Raw genomic sequence first — 24,135 nt, forward strand, 5'->3', positions numbered from 1 at the left:
AACTACCTCAGAACCGTTGCAGCAACTGGACATAGATACTGCGTTCTACTTCGCTGCGTGATGTCGCACGGTCGAATTCGGGGTGCTGCGAGTCCAGAAGATTACGGGCGGTTAACGAGAGCTGGGTCTCTGGTGATGGCTGCCAGCCAAGACGAATATCCAGCGCGGTGTATGCCGGCACAGCGGTTGCCGAAAGTTTGCCAACATGACGCAACGTCAGATCAAGCTCATGCTGTGCGCCCAGATCCAGACTCGAGCGCAGCAGCCACTGGTTTGATGGGTCATTGGCCTCGGATTTGCCTCCATTCACATCATTACTGTCGGAATCGAGGTGCAGGTCCTCCTGCAGCAGCATCCCGCCGCCACTGATACGCCAGTGCTCAGACAGCTGATAGCCGCCCCAGAATTCAATACCGTAGGTTTCGGCTTCCAGCCCATTGTCGATGACGAAGACGCCACCCCCGATCGGCTCAACCGTACGCAGGTTGTCGTAGCTATGGTAGAAGGCGGTTGCTGAAACGGAAAATCGCTCCGACACCAGGTTCCGAAAGCCGATTTCCAGCGAATCAGCTACTTCTGAATCGAAATCGGCACCGCCCGCCAGGCTGGGATTAACCGCCGGCGCAAACAGTTCGCGATCCAGCCGCGATGGCGAGCGCACGCTGCGGGCCAGGGATGTCCAGAGAAGCTGCTGCGGATTCAGGTCCCAGGCGAGGCGGATGTTGGGCATGAACTCCAGATGGGAATAGGTATTGTGCTCCAGTCGCCCGCCCAGGGTCAGCCTGAGATCGGGTTGCAGCCGGATCTCGTCCTGCAGGAACAGGCTGCCCCAGCTGAGCTGCTTTTTCGCCGGCAAAAATGCCAGCGCAGCGCTGTTGCGGACATCATCCCAGGCAGATCTATAACCTGCGCCCCACACAATGTCATGGCGCTCTCCCAGCGACAGGTGATGCTGCACTTCAACATCCAGGATATCCAGTGTCTCGGCGAAGGTGCCGGGCTGCTCACGCTCTGTGCGGTCGTAGTAAGCCTGCAGCTGCACGCCGGACCCCTCGGCCAGCGTATGTTGCCAGCGGGTAAGGAGGTTGAGGCCCCGAACTTCGCCGGTGCCCGGCTGCGGTTGATCTTCTCTCCCGTCATACAGGTCTCCCTGTACACTAAGCTCGCCGGCGGCCGGCATATCGGCACGAAATCCCAGTTGGCCGATGCGTTGAGCATCCTGTGCGTTGCCGCCGCTCTCCCGCCGGGTGTCATCGACATTCAAGGCTTTGCCGTAGATACGGTAATGGCCACCGCGTGCCAGGGAGCCGCCATGGCGCAGTGCCATGCCCTGGTCAGTGTTGCCAGCTTCGACGACCGCCAGGCCGCCCTGGGTATCAGCGGCTGAACGGGTGATAACGTTGATCACGCCATTGACCGCATTGCTGCCCCAGGTCGTGGCGCCGGGCCCGCTGATCACTTCGATGCGCTCCACATCCTGCAGTAAAACATCCTGAATATCCCAGAATACGCCGGAGTACAGCGGCGTATACGCAATACGCCCATCGATCAGAACCTGCAATTTGTTGGCCGTGCCCGAGTTGAACCCGCGAGCGCTAATGGCATAACTATTGGCATCACGGCGCGCGACCAGCAAGTTCGGTGCCAGGCGCAGGGCTTCGGGCAGGCGGGTTGCGCCACTACGGCGGATGTCCTCAGCGGTAATGACGAACACCGATGCCGCTGCCTGCGACAGCTTCTCCGGCTTTTTTGATACCGAGCTGATCTCGATGCTGGCCAGCTCTTCCAGGCTGAGACTCATCAGATCGCGTGTGGCGTAGGAGGGGGGGGCAGCATCTGCGGGAAACGCCAGCAGTAACAGCGCCGACATCAGGCCAAGTTGGGTGAAAGGGCAACGCTTCCTGTGTCTGACAGGCCGATGCCTGTTAAGCAGGAATTGCCACAGTTTGACTGCATTATCCATACGGCATCCCTGCTAAGTCATCGCATATAAAGCTAGTCGATAATTGTGCAGCACGATAATTATTTTATTGAACCGGACAGACCGATATCTTTATATAAGCTGTGCAGCCGGGTTCATGTAGTCAATCTGGTTGTCATTTGTTGTCTGCTTTGCTGCACACAATGGATCTTAAGTCATCGATCACGTCACGCGGTTGCGACCATTTTCCTTGGATAGGTACAGCGCCGTATCGGCACTTGTGAGCAGGCTTTTGGGCGTGGTGCCATCGCCGGGGTAGATTTCACTGCAGCGACCCAATATCTCTGAACGCTGGAGGCCAATGATCACCCGGCCGGAGGCTGCGGATTATATGCTGATCCATGAACCGCTTTGCCATCTGCGCCATTGCGATCAATGTACCGCTTCTGGCGCTTGGTGTAACACCATTGCGCGGATTACAGGGCACTGCAGGCGTATTATTGCCAGCCTGGTTGCTGGCTGCAGTGGTTATCAGGCCACAATGCCATAATCCTGCACCTGTCTTGGGGCCTGTTATGGATGTTATCTATTTATACCGTTATCTTGGGTTGCTCTTGGCTCCTGTTGCCTGCAGTGGCTGTTCAGGACCCTGCTCAATCGCCGGATTAGCTCGCAGCCGTTGTGCCAGCAGGTCAACCAGCGCGCGCACCTTGGCGCTGGCGTAGCGGCCTTCGCGGTGCATTATATGAATGGGTCGCGGTGCCGGTTCACAATCGCTCAGCAGTACCTCAAGTGCGCCGCTGCTGATGTGCTCGGCGACCTGGTAGGACAGCACCCGGGTAATTCCCAGCCCCTGAACTGCCGCCTCAATAGCGGCATCGTTGGTGGTGACACTGAGGCGCGGTCGAATCCTCAAACTTTGAATCCCGGTTTTGGTGGTAAAACGCCAGTCCCCCAAGGCTGCGCCACTGCCGGCGCTTGAGGCGATAATGCTGTGGCCCTCAAGCGCCTGCAGCGTCTCGGGCCTGCCCTGTTGTTGCAGATAGGCAGGGGACGCGCAAAGCATAAGGCGTACCGAACCCACACGCAGTGCGCGCATGCTGGAATCAGGCAGCTCGCCGATACGCACCCCCACATCAACTCCTTCTTCCAGCATATTGACGATGCGATCCAGAAACAGGCTCGACATGCGAGTTTCAGGGTAGGTTTCCAGGTACTCGATCAGTGCCGGCAGCACGAAGATGCGCCCGAACAGGACCGGTGCTGTAACGGTCAGGTGGCCGCGGGGCTGGGCGTTGATTCCAGCGGCCGCATCCGCCGCGGCCTCGACATCGCTCAGAATACGCCTGGCATCCTCCAGGTAGCGCAGGCCCGCCTCCGTCAGGCGCACTATGCGTGTGGTGCGCTGCAATAGCCGAATACCGAGATTCTGCTCCAGTGCGGCTATGGCGCGGGTGACAGCGGGGGGAGAAATGCCCAGACTGCGGGCGGCAGCAGCGAAGCCCTGCTGTTCGGCGACGGCGACAAATACGCTCATGAGATGAAACTGATCCATAACTATTCCTTCAGATGGAATAATTAATTGTCTTTTTTGATAATTCTTCTGGCAAGTGATATTTGCCATCATGGCTTTTCACCGGCACAACAAGGCAAGGCCGATCAAGTTGCAGGCTCTGAGAGTCAGGAGGTACAGCATGGGACACCGATTCGCCGAGTTAGCCTTTACCGCCACGGTGCGCGAGGCGCAGCAAGCCATGGGTAGTCGCTCCAGCTATGCCAAGATGGAGCAGGGCGCAGACCATCATCACCGGCTGGGCCCGCGGGAAACGGATTTTATTGCAGCAAGAGACAGCTTTTATATGGCCAGTGTCAGTGAAACCGGCTGGCCCTATGTGCAGCATCGCGGCGGGCCGGCGGGTTTTGTCCGGGTGCTGGATGATGGCCATATCGGTTTTGCCGACTTCAGGGGCAACCGGCAGTACATCAGTACAGGCAATTTTCGCACCGACGACCGCGTGGCGCTGATCATGACGGATTACCCCAACAAGGCCCGTCTTAAGCTACTGGGGCGAGTGCGCGAACTGGATGCGCAAAGCGAGGCGCTGGTCACACTGATAGTGCCATACTACAGGGCGAGCATTGAGCGGGGATTCATTGTGCAGATTGAAGCCTTTGACTGGAATTGCCCGCAGCACCTTGTGCAACGCTATACCCAGCAGGAAATTGAACAGCAAATGCAGCCATTACGCGAAGAGAATCGGCGTTTACGGGCACAGCTCGCGGCCTCTGGACAGAGTCGGCAATCGACATTGCTTCCAGAGAATACGCGAAGAGAGCATACCCAAAAAATCAGGGGAACAAAGATGACACACGAGCAGCCAAGACCTCCGTTACCACCCTTTAGCCGCGACACGGCTATACAGAAAATCCGCCTGGCGGAAGACGCCTGGAATAGTCAGGACCCCGAACGGGTATCCCTGGCCTATACACCGGATAGCCGCTGGCGCAATCGCTCTGAATATGTCACCGGGCGGGAGCAGATACGTGGCCTGCTTGCGCGCAAGTGGCAGCGTGAACATGAATACCGGCTGATCAAGGAACTCTGGGCCTTTACCGATAACCGCATCGCTGTGCGCTTTGTCTACGAATGGCAGGATGACAACGGCGCCTGGTTTCGCGCCTGTGGCAATGAAAACTGGCTGTTCGACGATAACGGGCTGATGGCACAACGCCATGCCAGTATCAACGACGTGCCCATCACCGAGGCCGAGCGCAAGTTTCGCTGGCCCCTGGGGAGACGTCCCGATGATCATCCGGGCCTGACCGAGCTTGGCCTTTAGTGCAGTTCTGAACGAGATTGAGCCTGAAGCTGTTATTGCTTTCAGGCTCCGTCATGTCAGTGATTCGGCTGAGGAGGTTGGCGCAGAGCTAAGCGAGCAGGGCGCCCGGGTGCAGCCTAGCAGCCTAGCAGCCTGTCGGGCTTAACACTGATCTACTGCGGAAACGCCGATTTTGACCATTTTTCGTACTCTCTTTCGTTAAATAGAACCACTATTCGCCTTAAAAGAGCCCAAAAACTGACTTAAAACGGCCATTCCCTCGCTACGACCGGTCAAGTCCGACAGGCTGCTAGCGGCGCACGCTGCGAAAGCCGCCATCAACCCAGGTGACGGCTTCATAACAGCCCTGGGCCGACTGGGTGCCGCACTGGGAGCCGTGCAGGGACAGCAGCAACATGCGGTCGTTGTCCCAGTCGATAATCTGCCACTGGCGTACATGACGCTCCAGGATCTGGTTGTTGACGATAACCTTGAGTCCGCAGCCGGTGGCATCGCAGTACTGGGTGGCGGATGAGGTGCAGCTGTAGGTGCTTTCGTCGACGATCTCGTCCTCGATGCCATCGCGGTTGAGATCGATTACACGGATGGTACCGGGCTGATAACCGAGCTGACCACCCTGGTTGGCGGCACAGCTTTGCCGGGCGTCCCGGATCAGCTGGTCCGACAGTTCCGACGCCTGTGGCGCCGTACCGAGCAGGACGGCGGCGGTGCTGATCAGCAAAACAAAGATTGTTTTCATCGATTGACTCCTGTGGAAACGGCGGGTCTGCAGTCGCGCCCGCCTTTGATACCTCCACAGAATAGTTCAAACCCCCAAGTTACAGCGACAGGGATTGCCGCAGCCGATGTTGCGGTCGCGTGAAAAAGCGCTACTTGTGGCGGGGGCCGGGTAGGGGCAGCAGGGGCCTGGGCGGGAAGGGGGTGAGGTGTAGCGGGCTTTTTCTGCTTTTGTCTTCGATCTTTGATTCGACATTTTATATAAGCGCCAAAGTATTGTTTTTTATAGCCAAACAGGCTGTTTTTCGCTGGATATCGGGTACGGATAATGGCCACAGCCTTAAACCGAATCCAAACCAGGGAAACGCAATGAAAAATAAAAACATGTTTGTGAAACTGCTACCAGCCGCTGTGGCGCTGCTGGTATCGGGTCAGACACTGGCCAGCATTACACTCTATGATAACGAGGGGACGACCTTCAGTGCCGACGGCCTGATCAATGTCTTCTATACCCAGAGCAGCGTCGAGGGTGGCCCAATGGGCGACCGGGATCAGGCTCGGGTGCGCATGGGCTTTCTGCCCAACTGGATTGGCTTCAACATGACGAAGGAGGCGGGCGATCTTAAACTCGGTGCCCGTTCCTCGTTCTGGGTGACGGTTAACGACACCGATTTAAACCGCGACGCTGAAGGCCTGGGCACCCGCAGCGGCATAGACGTGCGTCAGTTCTACGGCACTGTGGATGGCGACTTTGGTCAGGTCTTGATCGGCAAGGACTTCGGGCTTTTCAGCCGCACCAATATTCTGTCCGATGAGCTGTTGCTCGGCCACGGGCAGGTGTCCGATACCCTGGGGCTGGTGGATGGCGGCAACGTGTCCTTCGGTAATATCGGCAGTGGTTATGTCTATCCCTTCCCGGTGGCGCAGATTACCTATCGCTCTCCGGTGGCCAGGGGTCTGCAGTTTGCAGGCGGCATCATGGATCCGAGCAAAACCGACGATGCGTCGTCCGAAGAGATGCCACGGTTTGAAACCGAGCTGACCTATCAGCGTGATTTCAATGGCGGTTCGTTCAAAACCTGGGTTGGCGGCCTGTATCAGAGTTCGGCTGCCGGCAGCGACAATGTCGATTCCCGTGGTGTGTCGGGCGGGGTGAACGTCAAGCTTGGTGGCCTGTCGCTCACAGCCTCCGCCGTGGATGGCCAGGGGCTTGGTACAGTGGCCGGATTGAGCAACCTGGTGACATCCGAAAACAACGATGTGCAGGGCTATCTGACGCAGGCATCCTACACATTGGGTGCAAACCGCTTTGTTTTGTCCTATGGTGAGAACGAAAGCAGCAATGATCCGCTGTTGATGGGGACGGATGCCGAATACTCCAATGCCGCCGTTGCCGTATTTCACGATGTCAATGAAAATCTAAAGTTAGTGGCAGAATTGAATCGTACCGAAGTCGCCGTGGGTGGTTCTGACTTCGAGGATACCGACACCATCGCAGTCGGTGCAGTACTGACCTGGTAATACGAACAGGTCGCGGTGACGCGGTTGTGGATACTGGTTACCCCCTTCTCCAGTATCTGCAGCCGCGTTTTTATTTGCGCTCTAGTCTAGTACTTAAGTACTGTGTAGCCGCCGGTGCTACCTTGGTTTTAACGTTTAATTAACATTAAATACGATACTAATCAGTAATTTAGGTGGATGTTTGAACGTTGTTCCTAAGTAGTATTTAAGCTGTGCCCTGCTACCGCCTACAATAGAACCTGACCTCTTTTCTGACGCTGATACTCCCGGGGAGGCTAGCGTTGATCCTTGATGACCTCCAGCCACCTGCAACGACGGCGGTGAGCTACAGCACCGACCCTGCCACGGCAGCGCGCGAACTGTGCGATAGGCTGCGCAGCCCTAACCTGGGGTTCGTGCTTTTTTTCTGCTCCGCCGAGTATGATCTCGAAGCCCTGGGCGCTGCACTGCAGACCGGGTTCGCAGGCGTTGGCCTGGCCGGCTGCACCACGGCGGGTGAAATTACCCCCCAGGGCTACGGTCAGGGCTGCGTAACGGCCATTGGCTTCGATGCCCGCGGCTTTGCCATTGAAGGCCAGCTGGTGAAGCAGATCGGGCGCTTTTCCCTGACAGACGCCCAGGCGGTGGTTGAAAGCCTGACGGCGGGCTGTCGTGCCCGCAACCTGGCACCCATAAAGCGCAATACCTTTGTTCTTACCCTTCTCGATGGGCTGTCGAGTCAGGAGGAACTTTTTCTGGTGGCGCTTAATTCTGCCCTGGGCAGTATTCCCAATTTTGGTGGCTCGGCCGGTGATGACATTCACCTGGCCAATACCCATGTGTTCTTCGAGGGCCGTTTTCATACCGATGCCGCCGTGGTTTTAATGTTCAATACCCGCTGCGATTTCGAGGTATTTTCGAGCCACCATATCGAGCACCCCGGAGAGAAAATGGTGGTAACCGGCGCCGATCCGGACAGCCGTACCGTGACTGAACTCAATGCCGAGCCCGCCGCGCTTGAGTATGCCAGGATGCTGGGGGTCTCGGTGGCGGAACTCGACTTTCGTGCCTTTGCGCTCAATCCCGTGGCGGTGCGTATCGGTGACGATTACTACGTACGCTCTATTCAGCGAGTCAATGCGGATCTGAGCATGACGTTTTACTGCGCGGTGGAGAAGGGCATCGTACTCACAACCATGCGCCCGGGCGCCATGCTGGAAAACCTCGATGCCGAGTTTGCACGCATCGAACAGGCCATAGGCACACCGCGGCTGGTGATTGGCTGCGATTGTTTCCTGCGTCGCCTTGAGTCCGAGTGCACCGGGCTTGATACGACCATGTCCGATTACCTGCAGGCGCACCGCGTCATTGGCTTCAACACCTATGGTGAGCAGTTCAACGGCATGCACCTTAACCAGACCTTCACCGGTGTGGCGATCGGAGGCTATCGTCATGACCTGCGTTGATGCGGTGCTGCGGGCCCGCTGCCCATGAGTGTCTCCGCGCAGCTGCTTGAGCTGCAGGCGCGTATCGCGGATCTGGAGAAGGACAATGCCAAGCTGCGCAAGATCAATGGCGCCCTGATCGAACGGGTCGAATCCGGTGGTGGTCATCGCGCCGATCCTTACGGCGCCTTCGAACATTCCGTGGTGCTGGCCGAGCAGGTACGCGAACGTACCGAAGCGCTTAACAGTGCGCTGCTGCAGATCAAGCGCAGCAACCGTGCCCTGACCCGGGCCAGTGAAGAAGCCGAGATGTCGCAGCAGCGGCTGATCGATGCAATTGAAAGCATATCTGATGCCTTCGTACTCTTTGATCGCGACCGGCGCATTCTGTTGTCCAACAGTCATTTTCGGGCCTTCTGGGACGGCACCGGAATTCGCATTGAAGACGGCACCACCATTTCAGATCTCAAGCGCCTGGCCCATGAGCATGGGCTGATTCTGGAGGAAAGTGGCTCCCAGGCGGGCTCCGGCAGCCCGGTCATGAAACTGGCCAACGGCCACTGGATGCAGGTCAACGAAAAGGTCACCAGTGACGGTGGCCTGGTGGTGCTCTATACCGACATCACCGAGCTCAAGGCCTTCGAGGAGGCAAAGCGCGAACGGGCGCTGGCACAAAAATCCCGTTTGCTGCAGAGCCTGGTCGACCACCTCTCCCAGGGCGTTGCACTGGTGAACGGCCAGGGCGAGCTTGAGGTCTGGAATCATCGCTTTATTCAACTGAGCGGCATTGATCCTGCGCAAGTGCCCCAGCAGCGCCTGTTCACCGAATTGCTGGCCGGAGGTGATGTGTCCGTGCTGGCGCCGATCACGGCGCTGCAATGCACTGATGGCGTCCTGGCGCTGGAGCAGACTCTGCCCGATGGCCGGGTACTGGAGATTCGCACCCATCCCATGCCCACCGGCGGTTACGTCAATACCTATACCGATATTACCGAACGGCATCGTTACGCCGAAACCCTGCGTGAAAGCGAGCAGTGGATCCGTCTGATAACCGACCATGTGCCCGCCCTGATTGGCTATGTGGGCGAGGACCTGCGCTACCAGTTCAGCAACAAGGTATATGACGAGTGGTATGGCTGGCCGCGGGGCGAGCTGAATGGTCGCCTGATCAGTGAGGTGCAGGGCGAGACGCAGTTCCGCAAAATTCGGCCCTATATGGAGCGGGCCCTGGCCGGCGAGAGCGTGACCTTCGAGATCGACGAGAGAAACCTTCACGGTGAAATGCGCTGCATGCTGAAGTCCTATGTGCCGAACCTGGACAGCAGCGGGCGAGCCGTGGGCATTTTCGTCATGATCCGCGACATTACCGAGCGGCGTCGCACTGCCCATGCGCTTGAGCAGGCCTATCAGCACCTTGAGCAGCGAGTGGATGAACGCACCACCGAGCTTAGGGCGCTGAATGACAAGCTGCGCCAGGAGATCCATGAGCGCGTCGCGATCGAGGCGCGCCTGCGTGAAGCCAAGAAGGAGGCGGAGCAGGCGAACCTGTCCAAGACCAAGTTCCTCGCCGCCGTGAGTCATGATCTGTTGCAACCGCTCAATGCCGCCCGCCTGTTTACCGGTGCGCTGCAGGAGCAGGACATGGCGGAGCCGGTGTCACGCCTGGTGGGGTCAGTCAACAACTCCCTGGCCGATGTCGAGAGCCTGCTCAGCACTCTGGTGGATATATCGAAGCTGGACGCTGGCGTGATTACGCCGGATATCAATGCCTTTTGCGTACGTGACCTGCTGCAGAATATCGCCAATGAATACAGTCAGGTGGCGCGCAAGGAAAATCTGCAGCTGCGCTTTGTCAGCAGTGATGCGGTGATTCGCTCTGACAGCCAGTTGCTGGCGCGCATACTGCGCAACTTCCTCTCCAATGCAATGCGCTACACCGAGACCGGCCGGATTCTATTTGGCTGCCGTCGGCGCCGCGACAGTCTGCTGATCGAGGTGTGGGATACCGGTATCGGCATTGCCGAGGAGAAACTCACCGAGATCTTCCTGGAGTTCAAACGCATTCTGCCCCAGGGCGGTGGTCATCATGACAAGGGGCTGGGGCTGGGTCTTGCCATCGTCGACAAGATCTCCCGTATTCTGGGGCATCAGGTGGCTGTCACTTCGGTACCGGGGCGCGGTTCGGTGTTTTCCGTGGAGGTGCCACTGGGAACCCTGGAGCCCCGCAGTGAGAGCGGGCAGCTCAACCGCGAACCAGCTCAGGCCTGGCTCGACAATGCGCGCCTGTGGGTGGTGGATAATGATCAGGCTATCTGCGATGGCATGGCCACCCTGATGCAGGGCTGGGGCTGCGAGGTTGTGACCGCCTTGTCGCTGGCGGACCTGGAACTCAAGGTGTCGGTGGCGGATGGCCCGGTGGATCTGCTTATCGTGGACTATCACCTGGACAACGACGAAAACGGTATCGATCTGGTGGCCGAGATCAAGCGTCAGCGCAGCGATGACCTGCCGGTGCTGATGGTCACCGCCAACTACAGTCATGAGCTCAAGCAGCAGATCCGCGATCTGGGCTATCTGCTGATGCACAAGCCCGTGCGGCCCATGAAGCTCAAGACCACACTCAATCACCTGCTGAACGCGCGTGTCTGAATGTCTTGGTGCCGTGCGTCTTTAACCTTGCATGAAGCGCGGTGTAAGGAGGGTAACGCCTGAATGAACAACTGGCGTAAGGCTGGATGAAGGGCTGAAATAGAGTCCTGCGCTGCGGCAGAGCAGCGCAGCGGCTTGAAGGTGTCATCCGGATTTGTGAGCGGCAGGTGCTTTTTTAACGGCGCAGGTATTGGGCGAAGTCGATATTGCCGGCCGAGAGCACGGCCTGGATGCGGTTATGCACACCGAGCTTGCGCAGTATTGCCGAGACATGAGCCTTTACGGTGGTTTCGGCGATATGGAGGTTGTAGGCAATCTGCTTGTTGGACTCCCCCGTAGCCATGCGCTCGAGTACGAGCAGCTGACGGCGGGTCAGGGAGGACAGCAACTCCACCGGGATACGGCTTTCGTCATTACGGTTGCGGCGGCTTTCGGGCTTGCTGGCCCGGATGATGTCGGAGGGTAGATAGACGTTGCCATCGAGAATCTGTTGCAGTGCTTCGGTCATCTGTTCGCGCGGCGATGATTTGGTAATGAAGCCCACGGCGCCGTAGGTGATGGCCTGCAGCACTATCTGCTTGTCCTCTTCGGCGGAAACGATTACCACCGGGACTGTGGGGGCTTCATTGCGCAGTGTAATCAGACCGTTCAGGCCGTGCATGCCCGGCATGTTCAGATCCAGCAGGATAAGATCCAGATCGTCCTGCTCCAGTGTCAGTGCCAGCGCGCTATCAAGGCTCTCGGTTTCGATGGTTTCGCACCCCGGCAGGCTGGTGCGGATGACGTTGGTAATAGCTTCACGGAATAGCGGGTGATCATCTGCAATCAGTATCTTGTACACGAGGTCTCTCCGTTATAGTTATTATCCGACAGTGCGGTTGTGGCCGCGGGTACTAGGCGCCGGTGACCGTTGCTATTAATTCTGCGTTCGCATTGGGCCATAGTTTCCAGAGAAAACTCAATGATGAAGCATCTCTGCTTCATGGCGTAACCTGCTGGCTCAATAGCCCTATCTTAACCCCTGCCCGGCGGCTTGGCTCGGTTAGTCTGGGTGTTGTTACGTGCTGGCCGTCGCTGTTAATGGGCGTCAGTCAGTGGAACCGGCACGGCAGGCTCCACCGGTAGCTGCGCATCCTGCCAGCCATCGCTGCCCTCGGGGTACCAGTAGAGCCTAGTATAACCCCAGCTGGCGGCGCGTTTTGTCGCATTCCAGGACATCCAGCAGTCGGCCCGGCAGTAGAACACCAGCGGCCTTGTGTTGTCCTTGTCCCGAAGCGTCGCCAGCTGAACGCGAAAATAGTCTTCCCAGCGGGATTCAAGTACGCCCTTGCCGACATTGGGCAGCCAGTAGCTGCCGGGGATCTGCAGGCGGACTTCCTGCTCGATAAAGACACCAGTGCGCCACTGGAGCGCCTGTACATTCAGCAGCGCTGTATCGGGACGCTGTTGCAACAGCAGCTGCAGTGCGGCGGTATCGAGGGTGCGGGCCTGGTCGATAGCCGCCGGTGTCGGGCTGCGATACCGGGCAATGCGGTAGCCATCGGCGGAAAACAGTGTTGCGTCATTTCCGGCGGTTTCGCTTTGCGCCGCCGACAATGGCAACGACAGCGCCATGGACAGACAGAGAATAGAGTGCAGGGTGCAGCTTTTTATATTCATGCCCTAATTAGAACGCGCCTTCCAGGCAGGAAAAATTCTACCATGGCGCCTAATACCCAGTACTAAAGTACTGCTTTTGGCGAAAGGGCGCAGCCTCAAAGGCGCTGACTGTTGCTTAGTCTGCGCATCACCTGCCAGTGATAGCAGCGGGAAAGCAATGGCCTGATGAGCGGCAGGCCAATCAGCCAGGCCAGGGGCTTGAGCCGCGGCACCCGGCGCATCAGCAGGATGTAAGCATCCAGTTCACTGTGAATGCGACCTTGTGCATCCTGCACGTGAAGCTCGGTGAGTGCCTTGTATGGGTCTATGCCAAGGCGGCGCAGTTCCGTCTCACGGCCGCTGATGTCGAACCAGCAGATGGCATCGGCGCCTGTGCCTGCCAGCTTCTCATAGCGCGCACGGTCACGCCGGCAGCGGGGGCAGGCGCCATCGTAGTAGACCGTGATGGGGTGGAGAGCATTCATGAGGGTTCTGGATTCTGCTGCTGGTATCTGTAACCTTAGACAAGGCTCCTGGATTCAGGTGCACTAGAAGGTTATTGATGCGGATAATGGCTATCGCCTCGGCATGCAGGGAGAGATAGTATGGCTGCAAAAAAACTGCTGGGGCTGCTGGCGCTGGGCGTGATGGCCGTGATGTTTTTCCCCGACGGCGAACGCACCCAGAGCGAGGGGGTGCTGGTTGAACAGTTGCCGCGTCAGGCGCCGGTCAGCCGTGCCCCCTTTGATCATGAAGGCTATCGTATCGACGCGCTGGCCGAGTTCGAGATAGACGCACGGGTGCTGGGCAAGGAGCGCTACTGGCTGGATCGGGAATCGGATCTGTCTAAATATGATCTGGCGCTGGGCTGGGGGGTGATGTCCGACAGCCGGGTGCTGGAGCGTATCGACATTCGCCAGTCGGGGCGCTGGTATCGCTGGCGTACCGAACAGTTCCCGGTGCCACGTCAGCAGATCGAACAAAACAGTGCCAACATGCACATGGTGCCGGCCGACAGCTATGTGGAGCGGCAGATCGCGTCCGTCAAAACCGGCGATCTGGTGCGTATCAGCGGTTACCTGATCCGGGCGACCGGCGCCGATGGCTGGCGCTGGCAGAGTTCCCTTACCCGGGATGATGTCGGCCGCGGGGCCTGCGAGGTTATTTACGTTGAATCCATCGAAATACTCTAACCGCCCCTGAAACAAGGAATTCTGCCTATGGACGCTCAGCACACGCGGGACTATCTGCTTGGCAAGCCCGAAGCCTGGGAAGACTATCCCTTTGGCCCTGGTCCTGCGGTGTTCAAGATACGGCAGAAAATGTTCGCGTTGCTGATCACCGACAAGAATGGGGCGCGCCTGAACCTCAAATGCGATCCGGTGCAGGCGCAGATGTTGCGGGATCTGTTCGAGGCGGTAAGGCCCGGCTATCACATGAACAAGCGCCACTGGAACACGGTGCTGCTGGATGGCTCGCTGCCGGACGGTGAAGTGCAGCGCATGATTGACCATTCCTACGGCCTGGTGGTGCTTGGTCTGAAGGTGGTGGAGCGCAAGGCGCTGGAACTGGCCTGGGGGGTGGAGGAATTATACCGTTAACTTCGGAAAGCTTTTGCGACATTAAATTCTTATACCGTTATCATATTCACCTTTCACCTTTCACCTTTCACCTTTCACCTTTCACCTTTCACCTTTCACCTTGCCTCCCCCCGCTGCACGCTCGGGGTTGAAACCGAGAATTGCCAACAGGGCGAACACCAGGGTTGCGCCTGCGGTAATGGCCAGGGCCAGCAGGTTCAGCTGGCCATAAAGGGCGTGGCGCACCAGTTCCACGGCGTGGGTAAAGGGGTTGGCCAGGCACAGCCAGTAGAGCCACTCGCTGGCTTCGCGCATCTTCCACAGCGGGTAGAGCGCGGACGAGATAAAGAACATTGGGAATATGACGAAATTCATCACGCCGGCGAAATTTTCCAGCTGACGTATATGGGTCGACAGAAAGAGTCCTATGGCTCCCAGCAGCAGGGCGGTGAGGAAAAGCGCCGGCAATGCGGTTATGTAGCCCAGCAGCGGCGGGTCGAAATCGACGCTAAGCCAGGCGAGGGCGAGAAATGCATACACCTGGGTCAGTGAAATAAGCCCGATGGCCATGAGCTTGCACAGCAGCAGCCAGCTGCGCGGTAGCGGGCTCATCAGCAGCACCCGCATGCTGCCCATTTCGCGGTCGTACACCATCGAGAGTGAACTCTGCATGCCGTTGAACAACAGGATCATGCAACACAACCCCGGCGCTATATAGGTCTCGTAGGTGATGTAGGTTTCATAGGGTGGAATGATCGCCACGCCAAGGGCGGCGCGAAAGCCGGAAGCAAACACCACCAGCCACAGCAGCGGGCGCACCAGAGAGCTGAGAAAACGGCTGCGCTGCTGTACAAAGCGCAGATACTCGCGCATCAGAATGCCGACGAAGCAGTGCCCGTAGGCGGGCAATCCCGCGGTGAAGCCCGTGCCGACGTCAGTGCCAACGAGTCTGCTGTCACTTGGCTGATCTTGTCTGTGGTCCCCATTCGGATGTTCGCGGCTGGCGGGTTCGGTAACAGGCCCCGTACCTGGAACAGCAGCAGGTGCAGCGCTTATGCGGGTATTCATGGCTGCGACTCCTGCTGTTGTGGGTCTGTAAGCTGGGCGAAGGCCTGTGTCAGGCTTATCGTATGGGTGCGCCGGCAGAGGTCAGCGGCGCTGTTATCGGCGCGCAATTTTCCCTGGTGCAGCAGCAGTACCCGGTCATCGGTATCGATTTCCTCGATCAGGTGGGTAGCCCAGAGTACGGTGAGACCGTCTTCATGGCACAGGCGGCGCACATAGTCGTTGAGAGCGGCGCGGGTCTGGGTATCCAGGCCAACGGTGGCTTCGTCCAATAGCAGCACAGAGGGGCGATGCAGCAGTGCGCGGGCGATCTCAACGCGCCGACGGTGGCCGCCATTGAGGTTGCGTACCCGTTCATGCAGCCGATCGCCCAGGTCCAGACGTTCGAGTTCCGCGCGCATGCGTGTCTGTACATCCTGCCGACGCAGCCCCTGCAACGCGCCATGGTAGGCCAGGTTCTGTGCCACGCTCAGATCCAGATCCAGGGTGCCCTGCTGAAACACCACGCCCAGGCGGCGCATCACGGCCCCGGCATGCTGGCGAATCGGCAGGCCAAAGAGGCGGATATCGCCTTGCTGGGGCGCCAGCAGCCGGGTCAGCAATCCGAACAGGGTGCTCTTGCCGGCGCCATTGGGCCCCAGCAGGGCATTGAAGCTGCCGGGCAGCAGTTCAAAACTCAGGTCGCTCAAGGCGGCACGCGAACCGTAGTTGAACCCCAGTTTTTCGACGACGATGGCCATCAGGGTTTCACCGCCAGGCCCCAGGGGTAGCGGCCCACCTTGATCGACTTGATCACCTTGAGCTTGTCGACATCGATGACCGACACATCGCCGCTGATGCCATTGGTGCTGAGCAGGCGTGATTCGTCGCTGTTGAACGCCAGATGCCAGACGCGTCGGCCGACCAGCAGGTAGTCCAGCACCTCATAGGTTTTGGCATCCACCACGGCGATATGATTCGCAGGGCCGAGCGCCACGAAACCATAGCGGCCATCCTTGCTGAGCTTGATGCCAACCGGCTGAATCTTGTCGCGGTGCACGCCGCGAATTTCAAAGTTCAGCCTGTGAACGATCTGGCGGGTGCTGACATCAACCACGGCCACGGTGCCGCCGATTTCGGAGCTGGCCCAGAGCAGGGAGCCATCCTGGTTGAACTCCACGTAGCGCGGGCGCTGATCCACCAGGGTATTGTCGACCAGTTCATTGGTCGCGGTATCTATCCAGTGCAGCATGTTAGTGGTTTCGCTGGTGTTGATGACCCACTTGCCATCGGGGCTCACCGCCATGCCTTCGGGCTCCACGCCGACATCGATCTGGGCCACCACCTCGTGGCTGTTCACATCGACGACCGTCACCAGGGCATCATCTTCGTTGGCGACATAGAGCAGCTGGTCATTGGGGTGCAGCACGAACTGTTCCGGGTCTTCCCCCGACGGCAGGCTGGCGATGATCCTGTGCGTGGCCAGATCCATCACCTGTACGGTGTCGGAATCGCTGGCACAGATGTAGAGCTTGCTGCCGTCGCCGGAGAGGGTAATGCCCCGCGGGCGCTGACCGACGTCAAAGGTGTTTATGACTTCAAGGCTGTCCAGGTCGATCAGTGAGAGGGTGTCATCCTTCTCGTTGGAAACGTACACAACGTCCGCCTGGGCGCCGCTCTGATATCCCAGGCTTAACAGGCCCAGCGTCAGGCAGGAGGCGAGGCGATGCCGGGCGGCGTGTTTGAGGCTCATTGGGCGGCTCCATCTGTTTTGTCTGTGGCGTAGGCTGAGGCGCAGCGGCTTTCGGGTGCATCGAAGCCAAGGCTGTCGAGGTCGGTCACTGGGTGCAGAATGCCTTCCTGCGGAGACTGGGATACCAGCGCCCTTGGGTGTACCAGGGCAATGGGCTGGCGCAGCTGGCCGCTCCAGGGGCGATAGCTCAGCTTGCGGCCCTTAAAGGCGGCCAGCGAGAAATCGTCGGAGAGCAGAAAGGTGCGCAGCACGGGTGCTTCGGCCTGCTGCACTCGCGTGACAGCCTCGGCAATGGAGCGCACCGCCGCCCAGGCGGCGTAATCGCGGGCGTGCATCCAGCGCCCGCTCTGGGCTTCGAAGCGGCTTTGCAGCTGGGCGGCGCCCCATTGCTCAATCACCCGATGCCAGGCCACGGGCGTCAGCCCCTGGGTGCCAGCTACCGGGCGGGGTAGCCAGCTGTTGTAGAGCACATATTCGCCAAAGTCGCCGCGCTCATCCGCCAGCAGTACAACATCGTAATCGCCGCCCTGGGTGAACAGCGGCATTTCCTTCTGGGCGGTGCGGCGCAGATCGGTATCAAAGCTCCAGGTTTTCTCGTCGATGATCTTGCCGCCAAAGCGTTTGGCGGCGCGGTGCAGCCCCCGGGCGTAGGCCTGATCTTCGGGCTGGTTGCCGACAATCAGCAGCCAGTTGCGCCATTGGCGCGATGCCAGCCACTGGGCCAGAGCATCGGTGAGCATGGCACGACTCGGCAGGGTATGGAGCACATTGCCAAGGCACTGATCGGTGCGCAGTGCGTCATCACTGCTGCCGGCATTGAAGATAAGGGCGCTGCCTCCCAGGGCCTCGCTGAGGCGGGCAAGTTCGCTGGCGGGCAGGTCCGCCACAATCAGATGGATACCGCTGGATTGCCAGGCGAGCGCCTGACTCAGCAGTGTGTCGGGATCGTCACTGCTCAGCTGATCCAGCTGGTAATGGTGCTTGAGGAAGCGGCCGCTGCTGTTGCTGTCGGCAATACCAAGCTCGGCACCGCGCAGGCCGGAATCCCGCGGTTCCGGCAGCACATTGGACAGTGCGGGCGGGGTTGCGGGTCTGTAACTCAGGTAGCCGACACGCACCTCGAGCCCGGCATCTGTGGACTTGTCTGCAGCGACCGTGAAAGCGGCGTCAGCGGCCTGGGACGGAGTCTGGAGTAGCCACAGCAGCAGGCTTGTGCTCAGGCACAGGCTCAGGCGTTGATACAAATGAAGGCAAGGCATGATCCAACCCTATTCCCTGTGATTATTCTTATGGGCATGACAACCCAGCATAGGGCGCAGGCAAAGGGCGCGAAATATGCAGAAAGTACCGATCGACTGGTACTGAAGTAGCATTTTCGGGGCAGTGGCCAGGCCGCGGCCGCGGCATTGGGTGAGACATAGTGGTAAAGGTGGGGCCGCAACTTGTTGTATGGATCGGCAACAGTGGAACTCTGCCGCCGGCGCTTTGCATGGCAGGGAAGATGGGCGATAATCCGCCGCGTTTCCCGCGTGCCGCCCCTGCGGATCACGCCTTCTGTTTGCGGACGAGTAGCCCATGAGTGAAGCCATTCCCAACCTGCAGTCGCGCTTTGAGCGCCTGCGGGCCAACAAGCTGTTTGAAGCCCTGGTCATCGGCATCATCATAGTGTCGGCGTTGCTGGTCGGCGCCAAAACCTACTCGGAGACCAGCCGTTTCGAGCAGGCTTTGCGCGTACTGGATATGGGGGTGACCGCCTTTTTCCTGATGGAAATACTGATTCGCATGGCGGGCGAACGCCGTCTGCGAGATTTCTTCACAAAGGGTTGGAATGTATTTGATTTTATTATCGTGACTGCCAGCCTGGTACCGATGGATGACTCGGAGCTGGTACTGCTGGCGCGGCTGCTGCGCATCTTCAGGGTACTGCGGCTGGTGTCGATGATCCCCGAGCTGCGCATGCTGGTGACGGCGCTGTTCAAGTCCATCCCGCGCATGGGCTATGTGGCGCTTTTGATGTTCATCATTTTCTATATCTATGGCGCCATCGGCAGCTTCCTGTTCCACGAAGTGAACGAGAAGCTGTGGGGCAATATAGCGCTGGCCATGCTGACGCTCTTCCAGGTGGCCACCTTCGAGAGCTGGGCCACGGCGGTGCTCTATCCCACCATGGAGTATTTCCCCTACAGCTGGATCTACTTCATCACCTTTATCTTCCTTAACTCCTTCGTGTTCCTGAACATGATGATCGGCATAGTGCTGGATGTGATGCAGAAGGAAAGCGTGCAGATGGAACTGGAAACCGGCGAGGGCGAGGCAGCGGAACTGCATGGCCTGCGTAGCGATGTACAGGCCATGCGCGAACAGCTGTCACGCATGGAGGCACTGCTGCAAAAGCGCGAGTGATTGACCTGGAGGTCCATAATGGGTTCGGTTCTGGTAGGCCGAATCCAGATTCGGCTAGTCCCGGTGCCGGCCTGCATGTAACAGGCGCCGCCGAGATTTGTACAGTCGAGCCTGTGGCCGGTGCTCTGTCCGATCACGGGCCCGTGCGGTTCTAGCAGATGTTGATAACGCAACCGGCCGAAGCGGGCCTTTGCATGGTGTCAGAATTCGGGAGCTTCTTGATGCTGCGCCTGGATGCACGATGAGCCTGCTGGCCCTGGTCAGCGCTTCCTGCTTTTTGCTTTATTGGCTTGCCGTTCGTGGCGGCCCTTCTATTTATCTGGTGGACAAATAGGTTCCCTCCCTATTTGCCCGTCACGCCAGAAAAACGGGCGCAAGTGCATGGACTTGCTGGTTTTTCTAGCGTTCGCATTGGCCTGCGGCCAATGATGAAGCAAGGAAGGGGCGCCCCTGCGGGATGGCGACAGGCGTTAGTTCAGGTCGCTGGCGTAGCTTGTTTCGATCGCCTGCTCGGCCTTGGCGGCTTCCCCGGCCAGCAGATCAAACCACTTTTCGCCATCCTTCACGTTGCCCTTGAACCAGCTGTAAACGGGCTCGGCCGCTTTCTTGAAGGCATCCTTCTGTTCGGGGGTCGGTACATAGACTTCGCCACCGGCATTGCTGAAGTCCTGGTATGCCTTGATGGATTTGCGCTTGGGCGAGGCAAAGGTGGCCTGCTGCAGCGCCGAGAAACCGTCCACGATCACGCGGCGCATGTCTTCGGGCATATTGAGGAAGCTCTCGTTGTTCATGAACCAGTAGGCGGACATGTAGGCATGGCCATCCAGGGTAATGTACTTGAGGCCGGCTTCGGGGAACTTCATGCTCATGATATCGGTGATGCCGTTTTTGGAGCCTTCAACCACGCCGGTCTGGAAGGAGGTGAAGAGTTCCGGCCAGGGAATCGGCGTCGGGCTGGCGCCGAGGGCTTTCACCAGCTCCTGGGGCAGGTCTGATACCACGGTACGGATCTTCAGGCCTTCGATATCCTTGGGAGTCTGGACGGTGCGTTTGGTGTTGGCAAAATTGCGCCAGCCGCCGGTGTTACCGATGGTCATCAGGCGCACGCGGTTGTCGGAGTCTTCGAGGATGGACGTGCGCAGTTCGCGGGTGAAGTCACCGGCCAGCACGGTTTCGGCCACACGGTCATCGCGCAGCAGGTAGGGCAGATCCAGTACCTGGACATAGGGGAACATGTTGCCCACACCGCTGGCAGTGGAGATAAATACGTCCACGGATCCGTCTTCCAGTGCCTGCATGCACTCGGTGCCGTTGGCGCACAACTGGGTGCCGATAAAGAGTTCCACGGCGATCCGTCCGTTGGAGTGGGCTTCAACGAAGTCCTTGAACACCACGAGGCCGTCGTAGTCTTCGTCGTTTTCGTTGGAGTTGGCCACGGCCCGCAGGTTGAACTCGGCGGCAGAGCTGAGGGCGCCGAACAGCAGGGTGGCGCTGGCCAGGGTGCCCACCAGGGCAGATTTGAGTTTTTTGTTAATCACCATGGGTGGATCCTCTTTGATTCTTGTTGTGGATACGGTTGGTCTTGGTCTTGATGGTGAGACGGATACAGCGTCTGTGTGTCCGTCGGCGTTAAGTGCGTCAGGCAAGCCCAAGCCATCGGGGGATGGTCATGGACAGTACCGGGAAGAAGGTAATCAGGAATATGACCACTATCTCGATAAACAGGAACGGCAGTATGGATTTGGCAATGGCTTCGACCTTTTCCCCGGACACGCTGGAGGCGACGAAGAGCACCAGGCCCATGGGCGGTGTTGCCAGCCCCACGGTCAGGTTGACGCTCATGATGATGGCGAAATGAATCGGATCCACGCCTATGCCGATAAATACCGGCGCCAGTATGGGCCCCAGGATAATGATCGCGGGACCGGCATCCAGGAACATGCCGACGATGAACAGCAGAATGTTGATCATGAACAGCAGCATCAGCGGATTGTCACTGATGCTCAGCACCCAGGTGGCCAGCTGTTCGGCGGTGTGGGACAGGCTCACCACTGTCTTGAAGGCAATGGCGGCACCGACCAGCAGTAACACCACGGCGGATGACTGGGCGCTGCGGGTGAAGATGCCCGGCAGTTCACTGATCTTGACCGTCTTCATGACCCAGATGCTCAGCACCAGGGCGTAACCTACGGCTACGGCCGAGGCTTCGGTGGGGGTGAAGATACCGCCCAGTATGCCACCCAGAATGATGACCGGCGTCAGCAGCGGCAGGAAGGCACTTTTGGTGGCGGTGGCCCGCTGTGGCCAGGTCTGTTTGGGGCCTGCGACCGGGAAATCATAGCGCTTGGCCATCAGGGCGATCACCGCCATCAGCCCAAGACCCACCAGAATGCCGGGCACAACACCGGCGGCAAAGAGCGCTGCCACCGACACTTCCATGGTGTAGGCATAGATAATCATGATGCCGGAGGGCGGAATGATCGGGCCTATGACCGAGGATGCGGCGGTAATGGCGGCGGAAAAACGTCTTGTATAGCCGTTTTTCTCCATGGCCGGAATCATCATCGAACCTATGGCCGAGGTATCCGCCACGGCGGAACCGGACAGGCCGGCGAACAGCATGCTCGAGAGCACGTTCACATGGGCCAGGCCGCCGCGCACATGGCCGATAAAGGCCTGGGAAAAGTTGACCAGGCTCAGCGTAATGCCGCCCCGGTTCATCAGTTCGCCCGCCAGCATGAAAAACGGGATGGCCATCAGCGGGAAGGAGTCGATGCCGTTATAAATATTGCGAAACAGCATGGGAATGTCCCGATCCATGCCCTGGGCCAGCAGCATGATGCCGGGGGCCGACAGCATGGCAAAAAACACCGGCATGCCAATCAGCAGGAAAATCAGGAACAGCGGCAGGAATAATACGAGCATGATGCGTGGTCCTTTTTATTCGGCTTCCGGAACTGTATTGGAGTCGAGCACGGGGGCGGGAAAGTCTTCGGCGGCGCCAAACAGACGGCCGATTTCCCGCAACAGAAGCTCGGCATTGACCAGCAGCATGCTGCCAAAGCAGACCGGCATGGCGAGATAGATCCAGGCGCGGGACAGGTCGAAGGAGGCGGCGCGGGTACGGAAACCGCGCTGGAAGAACTCCAGCCCAAGGCTGAACAGCTGTACCAGCACCAGCGCCGATATCAGCAGCAGGAAAAACTTGAGAACGGCCCGGACCCTGGGGGGCAGGAAGCCGTGCAGCATGTCGATGGCGACAAAGGATCCCTGGCGGTAAGCGTTGGCGGCCACCAGTGCCATCATCCAGATCATCAGGGCGCGGGCGGCTTCTTCGGGCCAGGGCAGGGCATTGTTGAGCACGTAGCGGCAGAACACCTGCAGCAGTATTGCCGCCACCATGGCGGCGACACAGACCCAGGCGACGGACTTGCCGGCGCGGATCAACAGGGCGTTGATCCATTCCAGCCCGCCAAGGCAGAACTTTAGTATCTTCATAAGCTGCCAACACCCTTTTATTAAAATTATTCAGGGATTCAGTTGTATCGGCGCACCCCAGGCACGCAGGCGGTATCGCCGACTTTTCTGACAGTGAAACTATAGTGGCGCTTTCGATCAGGGAAATAGGCCACAGATTAGGTTACGGGCTTCAGGGAACTTCCTTGCCGCTGGCCGCCGTCCAGAGCTCGAACCAGGTTTCGCGATCGATCTGGATGTCGCAGGCGCCGGCAAGCGCACGGATGCGCTCAATGTTGTTGGTCCCCACCACCGGCATGATGCCGGCCGGATGCATCATCAGCCAGGCCAGGGCGACAAGATCGTCGGAGCTGTTGTGGCGGGCGGCTATAGCCTGTAGCAACGGACGCAGGCGCTGCGCTGCGGGCGAATTGCCGAACAGGACGCCGCCGGCCAGCGGCGACCAGGCCATGGCCGCAATGCCATCGAGCTGCATGCAGGCGAGGGTGCCGTCGGTAAAGGCATTGCGCTCAAGCAGGTTCATCTCGATCTGGTTGACCACCAGGGGGTGCTTCATGTGCTGCTGCAGCAGGCGCCAGTCCCAGTGCTGGAAGTTGGAAACGCCCAGCGCCTTTACCTTGCCGCTGTCGACCAGGGCATCCAGGGCTGCGCCGGTCTCGGCTGCATCCATAAAGGGGTCGGGGCGGTGAATCAGCAGCAGGTCGAGCTGCTCGCTGTGCAGCTTCGCAAGGCTCGTATCAACGCTGTTGCGGATATAGGCTGCGCTGGTGTCGTAGTGCTTCACGCGCCGGGCGGGGAAGGCATCGGACATCAGGGCAATATCGCATTTGCTGACCAGCTGGATGGCGTCGCGCAGGGATGGATCTTGCGCCAGTGCCTTGCCAAACAGGGCTTCACAGCGGTAGTCGCCATAGATGTCGGCGTGGTCGAAGGTGGTGATGCCCTGTTCCAGGCAGGCGTCAATCTTGGCGCGCACATTTGCAACCGAGGTATCGGCATCGTCTGCCAGTCGCCAGACGCCGTAGACCAGTCGGCTGAATTCCACTGCGGTATTGCCTAGCTGCACTTTTTCCAAGGGTCTTTCTCCCGATGTTCTGCGCTCGCCGTGGAGATGGCGAGCGGGTCAGTTCTTGTTATCCGGTGTGGCACTGGCTCTGGCCTATAACGG

Annotated in this window: 21 protein-coding genes; 7 read left to right on the top strand and 14 right to left on the bottom strand. The window is 58.9% G+C overall.

Features of this window, described 5'->3' with window-relative positions; translation table 11 throughout:
• Window positions 1–7: 7 nt before the first annotated feature.
• Together MRS74_RS03785 and MRS74_RS03790 are read right to left on the bottom strand one after the other, a co-directional pair.
• Window positions 8–1,801: a TOL_0244 family TonB-dependent receptor gene (locus tag MRS74_RS03785; protein ID WP_254578941.1), complete on the bottom strand. Its 1,794-nt coding sequence runs from the start codon at window positions 1,799–1,801 to the stop codon at window positions 8–10.
• A 718-nt stretch (window positions 1,802–2,519) separates the two neighbouring features.
• Window positions 2,520–3,476 carry a LysR family transcriptional regulator gene (locus tag MRS74_RS03790; RefSeq protein WP_254578942.1) on the bottom strand — a complete coding sequence of 319 codons (957 nt, stop codon included), beginning with the start codon at window positions 3,474–3,476 and terminating at the stop codon, window positions 2,520–2,522.
• A 139-nt stretch (window positions 3,477–3,615) separates the two neighbouring features.
• Between MRS74_RS03790 and MRS74_RS03795 the strand changes: the two genes are divergently transcribed.
• Window positions 3,616–4,761, top strand: coding sequence for a DUF1348 family protein (locus MRS74_RS03795; RefSeq protein ID WP_254578943.1), 1,146 nt, complete (start codon window positions 3,616–3,618; stop codon window positions 4,759–4,761).
• A gap of 289 nt (window positions 4,762–5,050) precedes the next feature.
• On the opposite strand, the gene MRS74_RS03800 is transcribed toward MRS74_RS03795, so the two are convergent.
• Complete coding sequence (locus MRS74_RS03800; RefSeq protein WP_254578944.1) at window positions 5,051–5,500, bottom strand: hypothetical protein; 450 nt, start codon at window positions 5,498–5,500, stop codon at window positions 5,051–5,053.
• 347 nt (window positions 5,501–5,847) lie between these two features.
• On the opposite strand from MRS74_RS03800, the gene MRS74_RS03805 reads away from it, so the two are divergent.
• The 3 genes from MRS74_RS03805 (at window position 5,848) to MRS74_RS03815 (ending at window position 11,072) form a co-directional block, all read left to right on the top strand.
• Window positions 5,848–6,999, top strand: coding sequence for a porin (locus MRS74_RS03805; RefSeq protein ID WP_254578945.1), 1,152 nt, complete (start codon window positions 5,848–5,850; stop codon window positions 6,997–6,999).
• Between the two features lie 281 nt (window positions 7,000–7,280).
• Window positions 7,281–8,444, top strand: a complete 1,164-nt coding sequence (nosP, locus tag MRS74_RS03810) for a nitric oxide-sensing protein NosP (RefSeq protein ID WP_254578946.1) — start codon at window positions 7,281–7,283, stop codon at window positions 8,442–8,444.
• 24 nt (window positions 8,445–8,468) lie between these two features.
• Complete coding sequence (locus MRS74_RS03815) at window positions 8,469–11,072, top strand: hybrid sensor histidine kinase/response regulator (RefSeq protein WP_254578947.1); 2,604 nt, start codon at window positions 8,469–8,471, stop codon at window positions 11,070–11,072.
• A 175-nt stretch (window positions 11,073–11,247) separates the two neighbouring features.
• On the opposite strand, the gene MRS74_RS03820 is transcribed toward MRS74_RS03815, so the two are convergent.
• The 3 genes from MRS74_RS03820 to MRS74_RS03830 form a co-directional block, all read right to left on the bottom strand.
• Complete coding sequence (locus tag MRS74_RS03820) at window positions 11,248–11,913, bottom strand: response regulator (protein ID WP_254578948.1); 666 nt, start codon at window positions 11,911–11,913, stop codon at window positions 11,248–11,250.
• 236 nt (window positions 11,914–12,149) lie between these two features.
• Window positions 12,150–12,731: a rhodanese-like domain-containing protein gene (locus MRS74_RS03825; protein ID WP_254578949.1), complete on the bottom strand. Its 582-nt coding sequence runs from the start codon at window positions 12,729–12,731 to the stop codon at window positions 12,150–12,152.
• Between the two features lie 95 nt (window positions 12,732–12,826).
• Window positions 12,827–13,195 (bottom strand): thiol-disulfide oxidoreductase DCC family protein, encoded by a 369-nt coding sequence (locus MRS74_RS03830; protein ID WP_254578950.1) that lies wholly within the window; start codon window positions 13,193–13,195, stop codon window positions 12,827–12,829.
• A gap of 120 nt (window positions 13,196–13,315) precedes the next feature.
• Here MRS74_RS03830 and MRS74_RS03835 point away from each other — a divergent pair, with 120 nt between their 5' ends.
• Window positions 13,316–13,903, top strand: coding sequence for a hypothetical protein (locus tag MRS74_RS03835; RefSeq protein WP_254578951.1), 588 nt, complete (start codon window positions 13,316–13,318; stop codon window positions 13,901–13,903).
• A gap of 27 nt (window positions 13,904–13,930) precedes the next feature.
• Complete coding sequence (locus MRS74_RS03840) at window positions 13,931–14,311, top strand: MmcQ/YjbR family DNA-binding protein (RefSeq protein WP_254578952.1); 381 nt, start codon at window positions 13,931–13,933, stop codon at window positions 14,309–14,311.
• Window positions 14,312–14,392: 81 nt separating this feature from the next.
• Here the strand turns inward: MRS74_RS03840 and MRS74_RS03845 are convergent, their stop codons facing one another.
• Genes MRS74_RS03845 through MRS74_RS03860 form a run of 4 tightly spaced genes read right to left on the bottom strand, consistent with a single transcriptional unit; the run spans window position 14,393 to window position 18,346 of the window.
• A complete protein-coding gene (locus MRS74_RS03845) occupies window positions 14,393–15,358 on the bottom strand; it encodes an ABC transporter permease (protein ID WP_254578953.1) in 966 nt (321 codons plus the stop codon).
• The gene (locus tag MRS74_RS03850; RefSeq protein WP_254578954.1) at window positions 15,355–16,095 is read right to left on the bottom strand and encodes an ABC transporter ATP-binding protein; all 741 of its coding nucleotides are present in this window, start codon (window positions 16,093–16,095) and stop codon (window positions 15,355–15,357) included. The genes MRS74_RS03845 and MRS74_RS03850 overlap by 4 nt, the downstream gene beginning before the upstream one ends.
• Entirely contained in the window at window positions 16,095–17,087 is a 993-nt protein-coding gene (locus MRS74_RS03855; RefSeq protein WP_254578955.1) for a YVTN family beta-propeller repeat protein, read from the bottom strand. Before MRS74_RS03855 ends, MRS74_RS03850 begins: the two co-directional genes overlap by 1 nt.
• Window positions 17,084–18,346, bottom strand: a complete 1,263-nt coding sequence (locus MRS74_RS03860; RefSeq protein ID WP_254578956.1) for an ABC transporter substrate-binding protein — start codon at window positions 18,344–18,346, stop codon at window positions 17,084–17,086. The genes MRS74_RS03855 and MRS74_RS03860 overlap by 4 nt, the downstream gene beginning before the upstream one ends.
• Window positions 18,347–18,662: 316 nt before the next feature.
• Between MRS74_RS03860 and MRS74_RS03865 the strand changes: the two genes are divergently transcribed.
• Window positions 18,663–19,490 (top strand): ion transporter, encoded by an 828-nt coding sequence (locus MRS74_RS03865; RefSeq protein WP_254578957.1) that lies wholly within the window; start codon window positions 18,663–18,665, stop codon window positions 19,488–19,490.
• 470 nt (window positions 19,491–19,960) lie between these two features.
• Here the strand turns inward: MRS74_RS03865 and MRS74_RS03870 are convergent, their stop codons facing one another.
• The 4 genes from MRS74_RS03870 to MRS74_RS03885 form a co-directional block, all read right to left on the bottom strand.
• On the bottom strand, window positions 19,961–21,031 hold the full coding sequence (locus MRS74_RS03870) for a TRAP transporter substrate-binding protein (protein WP_254578958.1): 1,071 nt from the start codon (window positions 21,029–21,031) through the stop codon (window positions 19,961–19,963).
• Window positions 21,032–21,128: 97 nt separating this feature from the next.
• Window positions 21,129–22,415: a TRAP transporter large permease gene (locus MRS74_RS03875; RefSeq protein WP_254578959.1), complete on the bottom strand. Its 1,287-nt coding sequence runs from the start codon at window positions 22,413–22,415 to the stop codon at window positions 21,129–21,131.
• A 15-nt stretch (window positions 22,416–22,430) separates the two neighbouring features.
• The gene (locus MRS74_RS03880; RefSeq protein WP_254578960.1) at window positions 22,431–22,988 is read right to left on the bottom strand and encodes a TRAP transporter small permease; all 558 of its coding nucleotides are present in this window, start codon (window positions 22,986–22,988) and stop codon (window positions 22,431–22,433) included.
• Window positions 22,989–23,139: 151 nt separating this feature from the next.
• Complete coding sequence (locus tag MRS74_RS03885) at window positions 23,140–24,033, bottom strand: aldo/keto reductase (RefSeq protein WP_254579051.1); 894 nt, start codon at window positions 24,031–24,033, stop codon at window positions 23,140–23,142.
• Between the last annotated feature and the right edge of the window lie 102 nt (window positions 24,034–24,135).

Origin of the sequence: Marinobacterium sedimentorum, from assembly GCF_024267675.1 — a bacterium.
Lineage (GTDB): Bacteria > Pseudomonadota > Gammaproteobacteria > Pseudomonadales > Balneatricaceae > Marinobacterium_A > Marinobacterium_A sedimentorum.

Excerpts from the sequence above, each read along its gene's own strand:
- MRS74_RS03785 (WP_254578941.1), bottom strand. The coding sequence starts at position 1,801 with ATGAGTCTCAGCCTGGAAGAGCTGGCCAGCATCGAGATCAGCTCGGTA.
- MRS74_RS03790 (WP_254578942.1), bottom strand. The coding sequence starts at position 3,476 with ATGGATCAGTTTCATCTCATGAGCGTATTTGTCGCCGTCGCCGAACAG.
- MRS74_RS03795 (WP_254578943.1), top strand. The coding sequence starts at position 3,616 with ATGGGACACCGATTCGCCGAGTTAGCCTTTACCGCCACGGTGCGCGAG.
- MRS74_RS03800 (WP_254578944.1), bottom strand. The coding sequence starts at position 5,500 with ATGAAAACAATCTTTGTTTTGCTGATCAGCACCGCCGCCGTCCTGCTC.
- MRS74_RS03805 (WP_254578945.1), top strand. The coding sequence starts at position 5,848 with ATGAAAAATAAAAACATGTTTGTGAAACTGCTACCAGCCGCTGTGGCG.
- MRS74_RS03815 (WP_254578947.1), top strand. The coding sequence starts at position 8,469 with ATGAGTGTCTCCGCGCAGCTGCTTGAGCTGCAGGCGCGTATCGCGGAT.
- MRS74_RS03825 (WP_254578949.1), bottom strand. The coding sequence starts at position 12,731 with ATGAATATAAAAAGCTGCACCCTGCACTCTATTCTCTGTCTGTCCATG.
- MRS74_RS03830 (WP_254578950.1), bottom strand. The coding sequence starts at position 13,195 with ATGAATGCTCTCCACCCCATCACGGTCTACTACGATGGCGCCTGCCCC.
- MRS74_RS03835 (WP_254578951.1), top strand. The coding sequence starts at position 13,316 with ATGGCTGCAAAAAAACTGCTGGGGCTGCTGGCGCTGGGCGTGATGGCC.
- MRS74_RS03840 (WP_254578952.1), top strand. The coding sequence starts at position 13,931 with ATGGACGCTCAGCACACGCGGGACTATCTGCTTGGCAAGCCCGAAGCC.
- MRS74_RS03845 (WP_254578953.1), bottom strand. The coding sequence starts at position 15,358 with ATGAATACCCGCATAAGCGCTGCACCTGCTGCTGTTCCAGGTACGGGG.
- MRS74_RS03850 (WP_254578954.1), bottom strand. The coding sequence starts at position 16,095 with ATGGCCATCGTCGTCGAAAAACTGGGGTTCAACTACGGTTCGCGTGCC.
- MRS74_RS03855 (WP_254578955.1), bottom strand. The coding sequence starts at position 17,087 with ATGAGCCTCAAACACGCCGCCCGGCATCGCCTCGCCTCCTGCCTGACG.
- MRS74_RS03860 (WP_254578956.1), bottom strand. The coding sequence starts at position 18,346 with ATGCCTTGCCTTCATTTGTATCAACGCCTGAGCCTGTGCCTGAGCACA.
- MRS74_RS03865 (WP_254578957.1), top strand. The coding sequence starts at position 18,663 with ATGAGTGAAGCCATTCCCAACCTGCAGTCGCGCTTTGAGCGCCTGCGG.
- MRS74_RS03870 (WP_254578958.1), bottom strand. The coding sequence starts at position 21,031 with ATGGTGATTAACAAAAAACTCAAATCTGCCCTGGTGGGCACCCTGGCC.
- MRS74_RS03875 (WP_254578959.1), bottom strand. The coding sequence starts at position 22,415 with ATGCTCGTATTATTCCTGCCGCTGTTCCTGATTTTCCTGCTGATTGGC.
- MRS74_RS03880 (WP_254578960.1), bottom strand. The coding sequence starts at position 22,988 with ATGAAGATACTAAAGTTCTGCCTTGGCGGGCTGGAATGGATCAACGCC.